We start from the raw sequence: 15,725 nt of genomic DNA, 5'->3' as shown, positions 1-15,725 counted from the left end.
ACCATCCTTGCACTATTCATCTTGCAAAGTGGCAGCGACTATGAAATTTGTCTCTTTTAATATCAACGGCCTGCGCGCCCGTCCTCATCAACTGTCAGCCATTGTCGACAAGCACCAGCCTGACGTGATCGGCTTGCAGGAGACAAAAGTTCACGACGATATGTTCCCTCTCGAAGAGGTAGCAAAGCTCGGCTATAACGTCTTCTATCACGGACAGAAAGGCCATTACGGCGTCGCGCTACTGACCAAAGAGACGCCTGTTTCTGTGCGCCGTGGTTTTCCCGACGACGGCGAAGAGGCGCAGCGCCGTATCATCATGGCGGAAATCCCGTCGCCGCTGGGCAGTATCACCGTCATTAACGGTTATTTCCCGCAGGGCGAAAGCCGTGACCACCCGCTGAAATTTCCGGCAAAAGCGCAGTTTTATCAGAACCTGCAAAACTACCTGGACAACGAACTGAAACGCGACAATCCGGTGCTGATCATGGGGGATATGAATATCAGCCCAACCGATCTGGATATCGGCATTGGCGAAGAGAACCGCAAACGCTGGCTGCGTACCGGTAAGTGCTCCTTCCTGCCGGAAGAGCGCGAGTGGATGGATCGCCTGATTAACTGGGGGCTGGTGGATACCTTCCGTCACGCGCACCCGGAAACGGTCGATAAATTTTCATGGTTTGATTACCGCTCAAAAGGTTTTGACGACAACCGGGGGCTGCGCATCGACCTGCTGCTGGCGAGCAATCCGCTGGCCGAACACTGCGTTGAAACCGGCATTGACTATGAAATCCGCAGCATGGAAAAACCGTCCGACCATGCGCCCGTCTGGGCAAAATTCCGGGTCTGATAAACGCAGGTGAACGCGAAAAAACGACTGCTCTCAGGTTTTTTAATCATCTGTATCGCCGGGGTGGTGTGGGCTTTGCCTCCCGGTTTTCTCTCCCTTGATACCCTGAAACGCTATCACACGATGCTGGCGGCCTGGCAGCAACAGTCGCCATTCCTGAGCGCCGGTCTCTATTTTCTGGTCTATACGCTGGTGGCGGCCTTATCGATTCCCGGCGCTGCGCTGCTGACGCTGCTCGGCGGCGCGCTATTCGGACTCTGGCAAGGAACGCTGCTGGTCTCCTTCGCGTCAACCCTCGGCGCTACGCTCGCCATGCTGGCCAGCCGCTACCTGCTGCGGGAGTGGATCTCCCGCCGGTTCGCACGCCAGATGCAAACCGTAAATCATGGTATGGCGCGCGACGGCGCCTTTTATCTGTTTGCGCTACGCGTAATGCCGCTGTTCCCCTTCGTTCTCGTTAATTTACTCGCCGGGTTGACGTCAATCCGCGTACGTCAATACTGGTGGATCAGTCAGGCGGGCATGTTTCCGGCAACGGTGATTTATCTCAACGCCGGACGCCAGCTCAGCCAGTTGACATCAATACGCGACATCATTTCCCCCGGTATGCTGGCGGCCTTTGCCCTGCTGGGGCTGTTACCGCTGGCCTCCCGTTGGCTGGTTAAGCGTTTTTTACGATCCTAATTTCAGGAGCGATCATGCGTCGTACTCTATTACTGGCGGGTCTGCTGTTGACGGGCCATGTGCAAGCCGTCGAAAACTGGCAGGCGGTGAAAGATGAAGCCAAAGGCCAGACCGTCTGGTTTAACGCCTGGGGCGGCGACAATGCCGTTAATCAGTATCTCGACTGGGTCAGCGGCGAGATGAAAACGCATTACGCCATTAACCTCAGGATTGTCCGGCTTGCGGATGCCGCCGATGCCGTGAAACGCATTCAGACTGAGTCCGCCGCCGGGCGTAAAACCGATGGTTCCGTCGATCTGCTGTGGGTAAATGGCGAAAACTTCCGCACGCTGAAAGAAGCCGGACTGCTGCAAACCCACTGGGCGGAAACGCTGCCAAACTGGCGCTATGTCGATACGCGCAAACCGGTACGCGAGGATTTTTCCATGCCGACGCAAGGGGCGGAGTCACCCTGGGGCGGCGCGCAGTTAACCTTCATTGCTAACCGGGATATTACGCCGCAGCCGCCGCAAAGCCCGCAGGCGCTACTCGCTTTTGCGAAAGCCCATCCCGGTACTGTCACCTACCCACGGCCGCCGGATTTTACCGGGACGGCGTTTCTGGAACAGCTGTTACTGGCGTTAACCCCTCAACCGGATGCGCTCAAGGTCGCGCCGGATGACGCGACGTTCAATTCCGTCACCGCGCCGCTATGGGCATATCTTGATGCGCTGCATCCCAGCCTGTGGCGGAAGGGAAAAGACTTCCCTCCCTCTCCCGCCCGGATGGACGCGCTGCTGCAAGCCGGTTCGCTGCGCCTGTCTCTGACATTTAATCCCGCTCATGCGCAGCAAAAGATCGCCAGCGGCGAACTGCCCAAAACCAGCTACAGTTTCGGTTTTTCACAAGGCATGATTGGCAACGTGCATTTTGTCACGATCCCGGCGAACGCCCGCGCCAGCGCAGGCGCAAAGGTGGTTGCCAATTTCCTGCTCTCCCCCGACGCGCAGTTGCGCAAAGCCGATCCGGCGTTCTGGGGCGATCCTTCCGTGCTTGATCCGCATAAGCTGCCCGCCGGGCAGCGGGAAGCGTTACGGTCGCGCATTCCTGACGGGTTGCCGCCTACGCTGGCGGAACCGCATTCCGCATGGGTGAACGCGCTGGAACAGGCATGGCTACGCCGCTACGGTACACAGTAACCCTGCTGGTCTGGGGCGTGATGGCGGTCATCTGGCTGCCGCTGGTTCCTGCCGCATTCACGCTTATCACGCCCGCGCTCTCCGCTACGCACTGGCTGGCGCTGTTTAGCGATCCGCAGCTTCCGCAGGCGCTGCGGGCAACGCTGGTCTCCGTCACCCTGGCGGCAACCGGCGCGCTGGCTATTGCGCTGACGATCGTCGTCGCGTTGTGGCCTGGCGCAAAATGGGCGCATCTTTGCGCCCGCCTCCCCTGGCTACTGGCCATTCCCCATGTGGCCTTTGCCGCCAGCGCCCTGCTGCTTTTTGCCGAAGGCGGGATGCTTTATCGCCTTTTCCCCTCGCTCACACCGCAGATGGATCGCTATGGCATCGGGCTTGGGCTCACGCTGGCCGTCAAAGAGAGCGCCTTTCTGCTCTGGGTCCTGTCGGCATTATTAAGTGAAAAACAGCTTTCGCAGCAGGTCATCGTGCTGGATACCCTGGGCTACAGCCGTCTGCAATGCCTGAGCTGGCTGCTGTTACCCGCCGTTGCGCCAGGATTAGGCGCGGTGATGCTGGCGATTGTCGCCTGGTCATTATCGGCAGTGGATGTCGCGATGATTCTGGGGCCGGGCAATCCACCTACGCTGGCAGTGTTAAGCTGGCAATGGCTGAGCCAGGGCGACGCCGACCAACAGGCCAAAGGCGCTCTCGCCAGTTTACTGCTCGTGGCGTTGCTTATGCTGTTTGCCCTGTTCGGCTATCTCATCTGGCGGGGATGGCAACGCACCCTTCCTGCCATCAACGGTTTTCGCCGCCAGCGCTTATCAGGCAGAAGCGGAAAAACGTTGGCGCTAACGCTGCCGTTAAGCGGCATGCTGTGCGTGGCGCTGCTGGCTTATATGGCTGAACCTGCGTCGGTGAACCGCGAAGCGCTGGTGAACAGCCTGCAAATGGGTCTGGCGTCCGCCGTGCTGGGGTTGATGACGCTGTTCTTATGGCTGGAATGGGGGCCGCAAACCGGGCACCGCTGGGTCTGGCTGCCAATACTGCTGCCTGCGCTGCCGTTGGTCGCCGGGCAATACACTCTGGCGCTGCTCGCCGGGCAAGACGGCCAGTACGCTACCGTTATCTGGGGGCACCTGCTATGGGTTATCCCGTGGATGTTATTCGTCCTCAAACCCGCCTGGCAGCGCATTGACCCACGGCTGGTGCTGATCGCGCAAACGCTGGGCTGGACGCGGGTTCGTATCTTCTGGCGCATCAAGTGCCCACTTTTACTGCGCCCCGCATTGTTTGCCTTCGCGGTAGGCTTTTCCGTCAGCATCGCCCAATATATGCCGACACTCTGGCTGGGCGCCGGACGCTATCCTACGCTCACCACAGAAGCCGTGGCGCTCAGCAGCGGCGGCAGTACCACAATTCTTGCGTCGCAGGCGCTATGGCAACTGCTGTTACCCCTGCTGGTTTTCGCGCTGACGGCGCTGTGTTCACGCGTCATTGGCCACTATCGTCAAGGACTCCGCTAATGCTCATCGTTCGACATCTCACGCTGCGCCAGGACAATCACCGCTTATTGAATCAGGTCGCCTTTCAGGTCAAAAAAGGTGACATTGTCACGTTAATGGGACCCTCCGGTAGCGGAAAGTCTTCGCTGTTTTCGTGGATGGTCGGCGCACTGCCGTCTCAGTTTCAGGCCTCCGGCGAGCTTTGGCTCAACGAACGACGCATCGATACGCTCCCCACCGCGCAACGTCAAATCGGTATTTTGTTTCAGGATGCCCTGCTGTTTGACCATTTCAGCGTCGGGCAGAACCTACTGCTGGCGCTGCCTGCCGCAATAAAAGGGGCGGCCAGACAAACGGAAGTACGGCATGCTCTTGAGCGCGCCGGGCTGGACGGGTTCAGCCGCCGCGATCCGGCGTCATTGTCCGGCGGCCAGCGCGCCAGGGTGGCCCTGCTTCGCGCGCTGCTGGCGCAACCGCAGGCATTACTGCTGGATGAGCCGTTCAGCCGACTGGACGCCGGGCGCCGCGACGCCTTCCGCCGGTGGGTCTTTGCCGAAGTACGGCAACAAAATATTCCGGTGGTACAGGTGACGCACGATATCCAGGATGTTCCTCCCGGCGGCACGGTGCTCCAGATGGAGGCGTGGGCGTGAATATGCCGACAAACTGCGTTAACGCAAAGTTTTTCCCTGCCAGCCAGCAGAGAATGGCGCCCTCTTATTTTAACGTCGGGCTATTCGATGAAACGTGTTTCTCAAATGACCGCGCTGGCACTGGCTTCAGGACTCGCCTGCGCTTCCTCCTGGGCTGCTGATATGGCGCAGTCGCTTACCTTCAGCCAGCTACAGCAAAAACAGGGCGCCGCAATTGATACGCGCCAGAGCGCTTTTTACAACGGCTGGCCGCAAACCCTTAATGGCCCTTCCGGTCACGAACCTTCCGCACTGAATCTGTCAGCCTCCTGGCTCGATAAAATGAGCGACGAGCAGCTCGCCGCCTGGCTGCAACTGCATCAGCTCAGGAAAGACGCCCCGCTGGCGCTGTATGGCAATGACAGTGGCGTACAGGCGGTGAAATCACGTTTACAGAAGGCAGGCTTCAGCCAGATTGCTACGCTGAGCGATGCGCTGACCGATCCTTCCCGACTGCAAAAGCTCCCTCACTTCGAGCAATTAGCATACCCACAGTGGTTGCATGCCCTTCAACAAAACCAGCCGGTTACGGCTAAACCAGCGGGAGACTGGAAGGTGATTGAAGCAGGCTGGGGCGCGCCGAAATATTATCTGCTCAGCCACATTCCCGGCGCCGGATACATCGACACCAATGAGGTGGAAAGCGAACCGCTGTGGAATAAAGTCTCTGACGCGCAGTTGAAAGCGATGCTGGCGAAACACGGTATTCGCCATGACACGACGGTTATTCTGTATGGCCGCGACGTATACGCTGCGGCGCGCGTTGCGCAGATTATGCTCTATGCGGGCGTGAAGGACGTTCGTCTGCTCGACGGCGGCTGGCAAACCTGGTCCGATGCGGGTCTGCCGGTTGAACGCGGCATGCCGGCTAATGTGAAGCCGGAACCCGACTTTGGCGTGGCGATCCCGGCGCAGCCGCAGTTAATGCTGGATATGGAACAGGCCCGCGCCCTGCTGCACCGTCAGGACGCATCGCTGGTCAGTATCCGTTCCTGGCCGGAATTTATCGGCACCACCAGCGGATACAGCTATATCAAGCCAAAAGGCGAAATTGCCGGCGCGCGCTGGGGACATGCGGGCAGCGACTCCACGCATATGGAGGATTTCCATAACCCGGACGGCACCATGCGCAGCGCAGAGGATATCGCCGCCATGTGGAAGCAGTGGGATATCCTGCCGGATCAGCACGTTGCCTTCTATTGCGGCACCGGCTGGCGCGCCTCCGAAACGTTTATGTACGCGCGGGCGATGGGCTGGAAAAACGTCGCCGTGTATGACGGCGGTTGGTACGAATGGAGCAGCGATCCGAAAAATCCGGTGTCCACCGGCGAGCGCGGCCCGGACAGCAGTAAGTAGGCGTAATACGCTGATGGCGCTACGCTTATCAGGCCTACGGGAAAGCGCCGTGCCATACTGATGCCTGATGGCGCTGCGCTTATCAGGCCTACAGGGAGGCTCTTTTTCCAGGCCGGATAACCTTCAGCGTCAGGTATCCACTCCAGACCCTTGTCAGGGTGGTCATCCAGCACAACGCGCCAAATACCCACGCCAGAACGGGAAAATAACGCGGAAACAGGCAGCTCAGGACAAAAAGCAATATTGTCTCGGTGCCTTCGGTCAACCCGCCCAGATAGTAAAACGATTTGTGCGCATAGCCCGGATTATCAATCTGATATTTCGCCGCCAGCGCCGCAAACGCCAGAAAACTACTGCCCGTACCGATAAACGCAAACAGCAGCCAGCCCCCTGCCAGCGCGTTTTGTTCCGGTGCGGCCAGGATAAAACCAAACGGAACCAGCGCATAAAACAGAAAGTCGAGGGTGATATCAAGAAATCCCCCCGCATCGGTTAACCCTCTGCGCCGCGCCAGCGCGCCATCCAGCCCGTCGAACAGGCGATTCAGCACAATGGCCGCCAGCGCGGCCAGATACCAGCCCAGCGCCAGAAACGGCAGCGCCAGCACGCCAATGGCAAATCCGAACAGCGTCAGGCCGTCCGGGGTGATCGCCGGTTTATCGAGATACGCGGCACAGCGGTGCAGGAGCGGTTTAACCCGTGGGTGCAGATGCCGATCAAACATGTGGCGCCCCTTTCAATGCGTCACACAGCCCTTGCGAAGGAATATCCAGCGCAGCATTAAAACGCGCCGACAGGTTCTGAAAGGCGATCAGCGCCGTCATTTCGGTAATCGCGTCGTCAGTAAAATAGCGTTTCATCATCGCCTTGAGCGCCTCATCAACCTGCGGCGGCGTGGCGGTCACGGCCTCGGCATAAGCCAGTGCGACACGCTCCTCCTCGCTGAACAGCGTGGACGATTGCCACCCGGCAACGGCCTGTACTTTATCCAGCGCCCCACACCGCTCGGCCAGACGTAAACTGTTGGCATCCACACAGAAGGCGCAATGGCACACCTGCGAAACGCGCGTCATCAACAACGCGCGCATCACCGGCGTTACCCGCGCGCGCTTACGTTCCAGAAACCCGACAAACAGCGCCACCAGCCAGAACAGAAACGGCATTCGCCCCCACCAGCGCGTGGGGTGCAGAACGTCGCCGTAATGTTTTTTCTGCGTAGCGACGAGAGGTTTCAGACTGGAAGGGATATGGGTCAATGGGCTAACCCAGGGTTGTGAATCGTTCAACGCTTGCTCCTGAAGACTTTAGGTCACGCAAAGATAAGGATAGTATGTCACTTTCCGTTGTTGAACCTTGATGAATATGATGAAAACCATTGATGTCGTCGCCGCAATCATTGAGCGTGACGACAAAATATTGCTGGCTCAACGCCCGGAACACGCCGATCAGCCGGGTATGTGGGAGTTTGCCGGAGGCAAAGTGGAGTCCAGTGAGACGCAGCCTCAGGCGTTGATTCGCGAACTGCGTGAAGAGTTGGGTATTGAGGCGGTTGTCGGGCGCTATATCGCCAGCCATCAGCGCGAAGTCTCTGGCCGGCTGATCCATCTGCACGCCTGGCACGTCCCGGCGTTTACCGGCGCCGTCACCGCGCATTATCACCAGAACATGATCTGGTGTTCGCCAAAAGAGGCGCTGCGTTACCCGCTTGCGCCTGCGGACATTCCGCTGTTAGAGGCGTTTATGGCTTTACGCGACGCCAGACCAACGGATTCGTACTGAGCGTTTTTTCGTCGCGCTGGCATTGCAGCAGCACGCCTTCGGCTTTAATCACCGCCCCTTCCGAATAGTTTTGATCCTGGTAGACGCAGCACTGATTGCAGGGCTGCGCACGCTGCCCGCTGGAGCTGAACACTTCGGGCGGGACGTTAACCTCCACATCCGGGCGATAATGCTGATTCGCCAGCGCGGCAAAAGAGACCATCGCCGCTGCTGCCGCGATAAATAAACGATGCATAGCGTTTCCTTGTTATGAAGCCTACCTTCAGTATAACGGTCGTAAGCGACTGAAACTTTAGCCACTCCATCCATCGCTTTTTATTATGACGCGCGCGCCGTTATTAATTTCCCTGGCACGCCATTTTTTTTTCTTGCTTACCGTCACACTGCTGGTGGTATAGTCAAAAACTGCATAAACACGAAACACAACATTATAAATATAACCATATCAATACATAAGAGGTTCTTATATCTATGGATCAGACATGTTCTCTGGAGTCGTTTCTAAACCATGTTCAACAGCGTGACCCCAATCAGACCGAGTTCGCGCAGGCCGTTCGTGAAGTAATGACCACGCTGTGGCCTTTCCTTGAGCAAAATCCTCGTTATCGTCAGATGTCATTGCTGGAACGTTTGGTTGAGCCAGAACGCGTGATCCAGTTCCGCGTGGTGTGGGTGGACGATCGTAACCAGGTGCAGGTTAACCGTGCCTGGCGCGTACAGTTTAATTCCGCCATCGGCCCGTATAAGGGCGGGATGCGTTTTCATCCTTCCGTTAACCTCTCAATACTGAAATTCCTCGGCTTTGAGCAGACGTTTAAAAATGCGCTGACCACGCTGCCGATGGGCGGCGGTAAAGGCGGCAGCGATTTCGATCCTAAAGGCAAGAGCGAAGGCGAAGTGATGCGTTTCTGTCAGGCGCTGATGACGGAGCTCTATCGCCATTTAGGGCCAGACACTGACGTACCTGCTGGCGATATCGGCGTGGGCGGACGTGAAGTGGGCTTTATGGCCGGTATGATGCGTAAGCTCTCCAACAACAGCGCCTGCGTGTTCACCGGGAAAGGCCTCTCGTTTGGCGGTAGCCTGATTCGCCCGGAAGCCACCGGTTATGGCCTGGTGTACTTTACCGAAGCGATGCTCAAACGCCACGGTCTGGGTTTTGAGGGTATGCGTGTGGCGGTGTCCGGTTCCGGCAACGTGGCGCAGTACGCTATCGAGAAAGCAATGGCGTTCGGCGCTCGTGTGGTGACGGCTTCGGACTCCAGCGGCACCGTCGTTGATGAGAACGGCTTCACCGAAGAAAAACTGGCGCGCCTGTGCGAAATCAAAGCCAGCCGTGACGGTCGCGTGGCGGATTACGCCCGCGAGTTTGGCCTGCCCTATATGGAAGGCAAACAGCCGTGGTCAGTGCCGGTTGATATCGCCCTGCCGTGCGCAACGCAGAACGAACTCGACGTGGACGCCGCGCGCGTGCTGATCGCCAACGGCGTGAAAGCAGTGGCGGAAGGCGCCAATATGCCAACCACCATTGAAGCCACCGATCTGTTCCTCGAAGCCGGCGTGCTGTTCGCGCCGGGTAAAGCGGCCAACGCAGGCGGCGTGGCGACCTCCGGTCTGGAGATGGCGCAGAACGCCGCGCGAATGAGCTGGAAAGCCGAGAAAGTGGATGCGCGTCTGCACCACATCATGCTGGATATTCATCATGCCTGCGTGGAATACGGCGGCGAAAACAAACATACCAACTATGTTCGCGGGGCGAACATCGCAGGCTTCGTCAAAGTGGCCGACGCGATGCTGGCGCAGGGTGTGATTTAATTTTCCGTGGCATGCAGGCCTGATAAGCGTTGTAGGCCTGATAAGCGCAGCGCCATCAGGCATTGCCAGATGGCGGCGTAAGTGCCTTATCCGGCCTGTGCGTTATACGCTCGCCTCTTCTGACGGCGGGCTTTTTTTCGCCGCTCGCTTACGGGGCGCGCTCTTTTTCTTCTCGCCGCCACCGCCTGGCGCGACAATGCCCCGGAACTGACGTACCGGCGTGCGTTTGGCCTGATCGATCAACTGAAAAAGCGTGCCGACCAGCGGCTGCATAAAATCCTGATAGCGGCACTGCTTTTCACTGATTTGCGTCAGGACAGACTCCCAGTGCGCCGTCATATCCGGTCGGGCAGCCATCTCCGGTAACGAGTGAATCAGGGCTTTCCCGGCATCCGTTGAATGAATGTAACGCCCTTTCTTGGTCAGGAATCCGCGCCTGAACAGCAGTTCGATAATGCCCGCGCGCGTCGCTTCGGTTCCCAGCCCGTCGGTCGCTCGCAGGATCTTTTTCAGATCTTTATCCTGCACGAAACGGGCAATCCCGGTCATGGCGGACAGCAGCGTAGCATCGGTAAAATGGCGTGGCGGCTGGGTCTGACGCTCAACGACCTCGCCCTTTTCGCACAGCAGTTCGTCGTCTTTCGCCACCACCGGTAACGGCGTACCGTCGTTCTCTTCGTCACGCTCTTTATTGCCCAACAGCGTTCGCCATCCGGCCTCCGCCAGAAAACGCGCTTTGGCGACGAATTTCCCCTTCGCAATCTCCAGTTCAATGACGCATTTGCGAAATACCGCGTCCGGGCAGAATTGCATCAGGTACTGGCGTGCGATCAGGTTGTACACCTTCGCTTCATTGTCGCTGAGGGAAATTGATGAACTGCGCGCAGTCGGGATGATCGCGTGGTGAGCGTCGACTTTTTTATCATCCCAGCAGCGGTTTCGCGTGTCCGGGTCAACCACCGGCTGCGGCAACAAATCCTCAGCATGCACGCCAATGGCGTTCATCACCGCATGGCGTCCGGCAAAATGCTCTTCCGGCAGATAGCGGCAGTCGGAACGCGGATAGGTAATTAATTTGTGGGTTTCGTACAACTTCTGGCAGATATCAAGCACGTTCTGCGCGCTCAGGCCAAAGCGTTTCGCCGCTTCAATCTGCAACGCCGACAGCGAAAACGGCAACGGGGCAGATTCTGATTCCCGTTTATCGTTATAGCTGGTGACGATCGCGGGCTGACCGTTAATACGATTCACCACATGCTCCGCCAGCGGACGATGCAGCAAACGCCCCTCTTCATCCTGATACGGTTCGCACGCTTCACTGGGTTGCCAGATGGCGGTAAACCGCTCCTCAGCTGGCGTGACGATATGCGCTTTCACTTCAAAGAAATCTTTGGCGACGAAGTTCTCGATCTCTTCATCGCGGCGAACCACCAGCCCGAGAACCGGTGTCTGAACACGCCCTACCGAGAGCACGCCCTGGTAGCCCGCGTTGCGCCCGAGAAGGGTATACGCGCGGGTCATGTTAATGCCGTACAGCCAGTCGGCGCGCGCACGCGCCAGCGCGGAAACGCACAGCGGCACAAATTCGCTGTTGGCGCGCAGCCGGGAAATCGCACGCTCCACCGCCTGCGGGTTAAGATCGTTGATCAGGCAACGCTGCACCTGCTGGCGTTTTTCCGGGGACAGTTGCAGATAATCCAGCACCTCGTCCACCAGCAGCTGCCCTTCGCGATCCGGGTCTCCCGCGTGAATCACTTCGCTTGCGTCATGTAAAAAGCGCTTAATGACATTGAGCTGCTTCATCACGGAAGGACGCGGCTGGAGCTGCCACTTTTCCGGCACAATCGGCAGATCGGCCAGATTCCAGCGCGCATAACGACCGTCATACGCGTCCGGCTGCGCCTGTTCAAGCAGATGGCCGATGCACCAGGTGACCACCTGTCCATTCCCGCATTCGATAAAACCGTCGCCTTTGCGGTGCGGCTTTGGCAGCACATCCGCAATGGCGCGGCCCAGACTCGGCTTTTCGGCAATAAACAACCGCATCGAATTAACGGATCTCTACCATGGCGCGACCGCCACGGGCGTCAACCAGTTCACCAATCGCCGTCAGTTCAATACCAAACTCCGCCGCGGTGACTTTCACTTCCTCTACCGCTTCCGGCGTCACCGCAAGCAGCAGACCGCCAGACGTTTGCGGATCGCACAGCAGGTCACGCACCTCGCGCGGCATGTCGCCCATCAGATGGCCGTAGCTGGCGAAATTACGCTCCGTCCCCCCCGGCACTGCGCCAAGTTTAATGTACTCTTCGACGCCCGGCAGTTTTGGAATGTCCTGATAGCAGATCCGCGCCTGCACGCCTGCGCCCTGGCACATTTCGCTAAGGTGCCCCAGCAGACCAAAACCGGTCACGTCGGTCATTGCTTTCACGCCGTCGATATGGGCAAACGACGCCCCCGCAATGTTCATCCGGCACATCACTTCTGTCGCCAGCCCCTGATGTTCCGGCTTGAGCAGTGATTTTTTCTCGGCGGTGGTCAACACGCCAATGCCCAGCGGCTTGGTGAGGAACAGTTTGCATCCGGCCTGCGCGGTGCTGTTTTTCTTCACGCGCTCGGTCGGCACCACGCCGGTGACAGCCAGACCGAAAATGGGCTCAGGCGCGTCGATAGAGTGCCCGCCCGCCAGCGCAATACCCGCCTGACGACAAGCAAAACGCCCGCCTTCGGTGACTTCCCGGGCAATTTCCGGCGACAGTTTGTTGATAGGCCAGCCCAGAATGGCGATCGCCATAATCGGTTTGCCGCCCATCGCGAAGATATCGCTGATGGCGTTGGTCGCCGCAATACGGCCAAAATCGAACGGATTATCGACAATCGGCATAAAGAAGTCGGTGGTGCTGATGATACTGGTGCCATTACCCAGGTCGTATACCGCCGCGTCATCGCGGGTTTCATTGCCCACAAGCAGGTTCGGGTCGACAAACTTCGCCTGCTCGCTGTGCAGGATGGTTTCCAACACTTTAGGGGAAATTTTACAACCGCAACCGGCTCCGTGGCTGTATTGCGTTAAACGAATAGCGTGCTCGCTCATGGACATCTCCTGTCATTGCAATCGGGCTATGGTAGCGCTCATTCCATGACGTGGTAAGAGAGAGTGTCTGAATTCCGGCGTCTTTGCTCATAATCCAGACAGTTTTGCCGAATAATCGGCAGGCGCTCATCGAAAAAGCCGCCTGCCGGGGCCATGACGCTTAGAAATACGTCACGAAAGGCGTCGGGTCCGGTACGCTGATGGTCGTTGACGCTTTCAGCTGCGGCGTGCCCAGATAGAGGAAGCCCACAATTTTATCCTGTGCGCGACAGTCGAACGCCTCGCGAACCACCGGGCTTTCGGTTAACGCCCCGCTGCGCCAGATGCCGTTGAAGCCTTGCGCAATCGCCGCCATCTGCATCGCCATAACCGCACATCCTGCTGACATCTCCTGCTCCCACAGCGGCACTTTGTGGTTCTCCTCGCATTTCGCCACCACCGTGATGATCAGCGGCGCGCGAAATGGCGCGGTGCGCGCTTTCTCTATCGCTTTCTCATCGCCTTCCGCCGCAATGGCGCCCTGCTCCAGAACAGCGCTGAAGCGCTCACGCCCCTCACCTTCAATCACAAAAAAACGCCAGGGTTGCAGGGATTTGTGATCGGGTACGCGCATGCCCGCGCGCAGAATATTTTGTAACTGTTCACCCGCAGGCGCGGGTTCGGCCAGACGAGAGGCGCTACGACGGTTTACAAGTAATTCGAGTGCGTCCATTTGGTTAACTCCAGCAATGATATTTATTCACAAAATTAACACGAGAGGGGATTTAGTTACAGCACAGGCAGTGATTCCTGCTGACAAGTGCCTGCCTGGTCATTACGATACCCACATCTTATACGCTTTCTCTCTGAGTATGACGGAGATAGCGGAATGTTAATCTGGTAGGGAGAATACATGCGAACCCTGTGGCGATTTATTGCCGGATTTTTTAAGTGGACATGGCGACTGCTGAATTTCGTCCGGGAACTGGTGCTCAACCTGTTCTTCATCTTTCTGGTTCTGGTGGGTGTCGGTATCTGGATGCAGCTTAGCGATGGCAATACCAGCCAACAAACTGCACGCGGCGCGCTGCTGTTGGATATTTCCGGCGTGATCGTCGATAAACCGTCCAGCACCAACCGCCTGGGCGTCATTGGCCGACAGCTGTTTGGCGCCAGCTCTGACCGCCTGCAAGAAAACTCACTGTTTGATATCGTCAACACCATTCGTCAGGCGAAAGACGATCGCAATATCACCGGCATCGTGATGGATCTGAAAAACTTCGCGGGCGCCGATCAGCCTTCCATGCAGTACATCGGGAAAGCGCTGCGCGAATTTCGCGATAGCGGCAAGCCGGTCTTTGCCGTAGGCGACAGCTACAGTCAGGGGCAATATTACCTGGCGAGCTTCGCCAATAAAATCTGGCTTTCTCCGCAGGGTACGGTCGATCTGCACGGCTTCGCAACCAACGGCCTGTATTACAAATCCTTGCTGGATAAGCTGAAAGTCTCCACGCACGTTTTCCGCGTCGGCACCTATAAATCCGCCGTGGAACCGTTTATCCGCGATGATATGTCGCCTGCCGCGCGCGAAGCGGACAGCCGCTGGATTGGCGAGCTGTGGCAAAACTACCTGAACACCGTTGCGGCGAACCGTCAGATCCCCGCGCAGCAGGTCTTCCCTGGCGCGCAGGCTATGCTCGACGGGCTGAGCAAAGTGGATGGCGATACCGCGAAATACGCGCTCGACAACAAACTGGTGGATGCGCTGGCGTCTAACGCCGAAGTGGAAAAAGCGCTGACCAAACAGTTTGGCTGGAGCAAAGCAGAAAACAACTATCGGGCCATCAGCTATTACGATTATTCGCTGAAAACGCCTGCGGATACCGGCGACGGTATTGGCGTCGTGTTCGCCAATGGCGCGATTATGGACGGTGAAGAGACGCCGGGCAACGTTGGCGGCGACACGACAGCGTCGCAAATCCGCGATGCGCGCCTGGACCCGAAAGTGAAAGCGATTGTGCTGCGCGTAAACAGCCCCGGCGGCAGCGTCAGCGCCTCTGAAGTCATTCGCTCCGAACTGGCCGCTGCGAAAGCCGCAGGCAAGCCGGTTGTGGTGTCGATGGGCGGAATGGCGGCATCCGGCGGTTACTGGATCTCCACCCCGGCAAGCTACATTGTGGCGAACCCGAGCACCCTGACAGGCTCAATCGGCATTTTTGGCGTTATCAACACCGTTGAGAACAGCCTGGATTCGATCGGCGTGCATACCGATGGCGTTGCCACCTCGCCGCTGGCGGACGTTTCTGTCACCAAATCGCTGCCGCCTGAAGTGCAGCAGATGATGCAGCTCAGCATTGAGAATGGCTACAAACGCTTTATCACGCTGGTTGCCGATGCGCGTAAGAGCACCCCGGCGCAGATTGATAAAATCGCGCAGGGGCATGTCTGGACCGGTCAGGATGCAAAAGCGAATGGTCTGGTAGACAGTCTGGGCGACTTCGACGACGCCATCGCCAAAGCCGCAGAGCTGGCTAAACTGAAGCAATGGCATCTTGAGTATTATCAGGATGAACCGACATTCTTCGACAGAATCATGGACAGCATGTCCGGCTCCGTGCGCGCAATGCTGCCGGAAGCCATTCAGGCGATGCTCCCGGCGCCGCTGGCGACAGCCGCCAGCGCGGTAAAAGCAGAGAGTGATAAACTGGCTGCCTTTAACGATCCGCAAAACCGTTATGCGTTCTGCCTGACCTGCGCGAACGTGCGCTAAATTGCCATTGCCGGATGGCGATGCTATCGCATCTTATCCGGCCT

The 15,725-nt window shown here is 57.9% G+C and carries 15 protein-coding genes; 9 read left to right on the top strand and 6 right to left on the bottom strand.

Translation table 11 applies throughout. The features are described from left to right. Positions 1-40: 40 nt before the first annotated feature. The 6 genes from xthA (at position 41) to OGV83_RS05600 (ending at position 6,244) form a co-directional block, all read left to right on the top strand. The gene (xthA, locus tag OGV83_RS05625; RefSeq protein WP_012132643.1) at positions 41-847 is read left to right on the top strand and encodes an exodeoxyribonuclease III; all 807 of its coding nucleotides are present in this window, start codon (positions 41-43) and stop codon (positions 845-847) included. Between the two features lie 9 nt (positions 848-856). Beyond that, entirely contained in the window at positions 857-1,531 is a 675-nt protein-coding gene (locus tag OGV83_RS05620) for a TVP38/TMEM64 family protein (protein WP_012132644.1), read from the top strand. 14 nt (positions 1,532-1,545) lie between these two features. Continuing rightward, positions 1,546-2,709 (top strand): ABC transporter substrate-binding protein, encoded by a 1,164-nt coding sequence (locus OGV83_RS05615; protein ID WP_071258198.1) that lies wholly within the window; start codon positions 1,546-1,548, stop codon positions 2,707-2,709. Next, positions 2,682-4,217: an ABC transporter permease family protein gene (locus tag OGV83_RS05610; protein WP_286463303.1), complete on the top strand. Its 1,536-nt coding sequence runs from the start codon at positions 2,682-2,684 to the stop codon at positions 4,215-4,217. Before OGV83_RS05615 ends, OGV83_RS05610 begins: the two co-directional genes overlap by 28 nt. After that, on the top strand, positions 4,217-4,849 hold the full coding sequence (locus OGV83_RS05605; protein ID WP_049010881.1) for an ATP-binding cassette domain-containing protein: 633 nt from the start codon (positions 4,217-4,219) through the stop codon (positions 4,847-4,849). The genes OGV83_RS05610 and OGV83_RS05605 overlap by 1 nt, the downstream gene beginning before the upstream one ends. A gap of 87 nt (positions 4,850-4,936) precedes the next feature. Next, on the top strand, positions 4,937-6,244 hold the full coding sequence (locus tag OGV83_RS05600) for a rhodanese-like domain-containing protein (protein WP_286463249.1): 1,308 nt from the start codon (positions 4,937-4,939) through the stop codon (positions 6,242-6,244). A gap of 88 nt (positions 6,245-6,332) precedes the next feature. Here OGV83_RS05600 and OGV83_RS05595 read toward each other — a convergent pair whose 3' ends face one another. Together OGV83_RS05595 and OGV83_RS05590 are read right to left on the bottom strand one after the other, a co-directional pair. Further along, positions 6,333-6,968, bottom strand: coding sequence for a CDP-alcohol phosphatidyltransferase family protein (locus OGV83_RS05595; protein ID WP_286463247.1), 636 nt, complete (start codon positions 6,966-6,968; stop codon positions 6,333-6,335). Next, on the bottom strand, positions 6,961-7,530 hold the full coding sequence (locus tag OGV83_RS05590) for a carboxymuconolactone decarboxylase family protein (protein ID WP_286463245.1): 570 nt from the start codon (positions 7,528-7,530) through the stop codon (positions 6,961-6,963). Before OGV83_RS05590 ends, OGV83_RS05595 begins: the two co-directional genes overlap by 8 nt. A gap of 79 nt (positions 7,531-7,609) precedes the next feature. Between OGV83_RS05590 and OGV83_RS05585 the strand changes: the two genes are divergently transcribed. Then, entirely contained in the window at positions 7,610-8,023 is a 414-nt protein-coding gene (locus OGV83_RS05585) for a pyrimidine (deoxy)nucleoside triphosphate diphosphatase (RefSeq protein WP_111925695.1), read from the top strand. Here OGV83_RS05585 and OGV83_RS05580 read toward each other — a convergent pair. Further along, on the bottom strand, positions 7,983-8,225 hold the full coding sequence (locus tag OGV83_RS05580; RefSeq protein ID WP_172773950.1) for a YnjH family protein: 243 nt from the start codon (positions 8,223-8,225) through the stop codon (positions 7,983-7,985). The genes OGV83_RS05585 and OGV83_RS05580 overlap by 41 nt on opposite strands. A gap of 269 nt (positions 8,226-8,494) precedes the next feature. On the opposite strand from OGV83_RS05580, the gene gdhA reads away from it, so the two are divergent. Further along, entirely contained in the window at positions 8,495-9,838 is a 1,344-nt protein-coding gene (gdhA, locus tag OGV83_RS05575) for an NADP-specific glutamate dehydrogenase (protein WP_286463243.1), read from the top strand. 102 nt (positions 9,839-9,940) lie between these two features. Here gdhA and topB read toward each other — a convergent pair whose 3' ends face one another. The 3 genes from topB to OGV83_RS05560 all read right to left on the bottom strand — a co-directional run bounded on the left by topB (position 9,941) and on the right by OGV83_RS05560 (position 13,644). Continuing rightward, entirely contained in the window at positions 9,941-11,884 is a 1,944-nt protein-coding gene (gene topB, locus OGV83_RS05570) for a DNA topoisomerase III (protein WP_286463242.1), read from the bottom strand. Positions 11,885-11,888: 4 nt separating this feature from the next. Then, a complete protein-coding gene (selD, locus tag OGV83_RS05565) occupies positions 11,889-12,932 on the bottom strand; it encodes a selenide, water dikinase SelD (RefSeq protein WP_024130393.1) in 1,044 nt (347 codons plus the stop codon). 160 nt (positions 12,933-13,092) lie between these two features. Then, positions 13,093-13,644, bottom strand: a complete 552-nt coding sequence (locus OGV83_RS05560) for an NAD(P)H nitroreductase (RefSeq protein ID WP_104868743.1) — start codon at positions 13,642-13,644, stop codon at positions 13,093-13,095. Between the two features lie 180 nt (positions 13,645-13,824). Here OGV83_RS05560 and sppA point away from each other — a divergent pair, with 180 nt between their 5' ends. Further along, positions 13,825-15,681 (top strand): signal peptide peptidase SppA, encoded by a 1,857-nt coding sequence (gene sppA / locus OGV83_RS05555; RefSeq protein WP_058669023.1) that lies wholly within the window; start codon positions 13,825-13,827, stop codon positions 15,679-15,681. Positions 15,682-15,725: the final 44 nt, after the last annotated feature.

This window comes from Citrobacter sp. CK189 (assembly GCF_030333505.1).
GTDB classification, from domain to species: Bacteria; Pseudomonadota; Gammaproteobacteria; order Enterobacterales; family Enterobacteriaceae; genus Citrobacter_B; species Citrobacter_B koseri.
The sequence above is the reverse complement of the archived record's forward strand: the minus strand, read 5'-3'. Positions and strand labels throughout refer to the sequence as shown.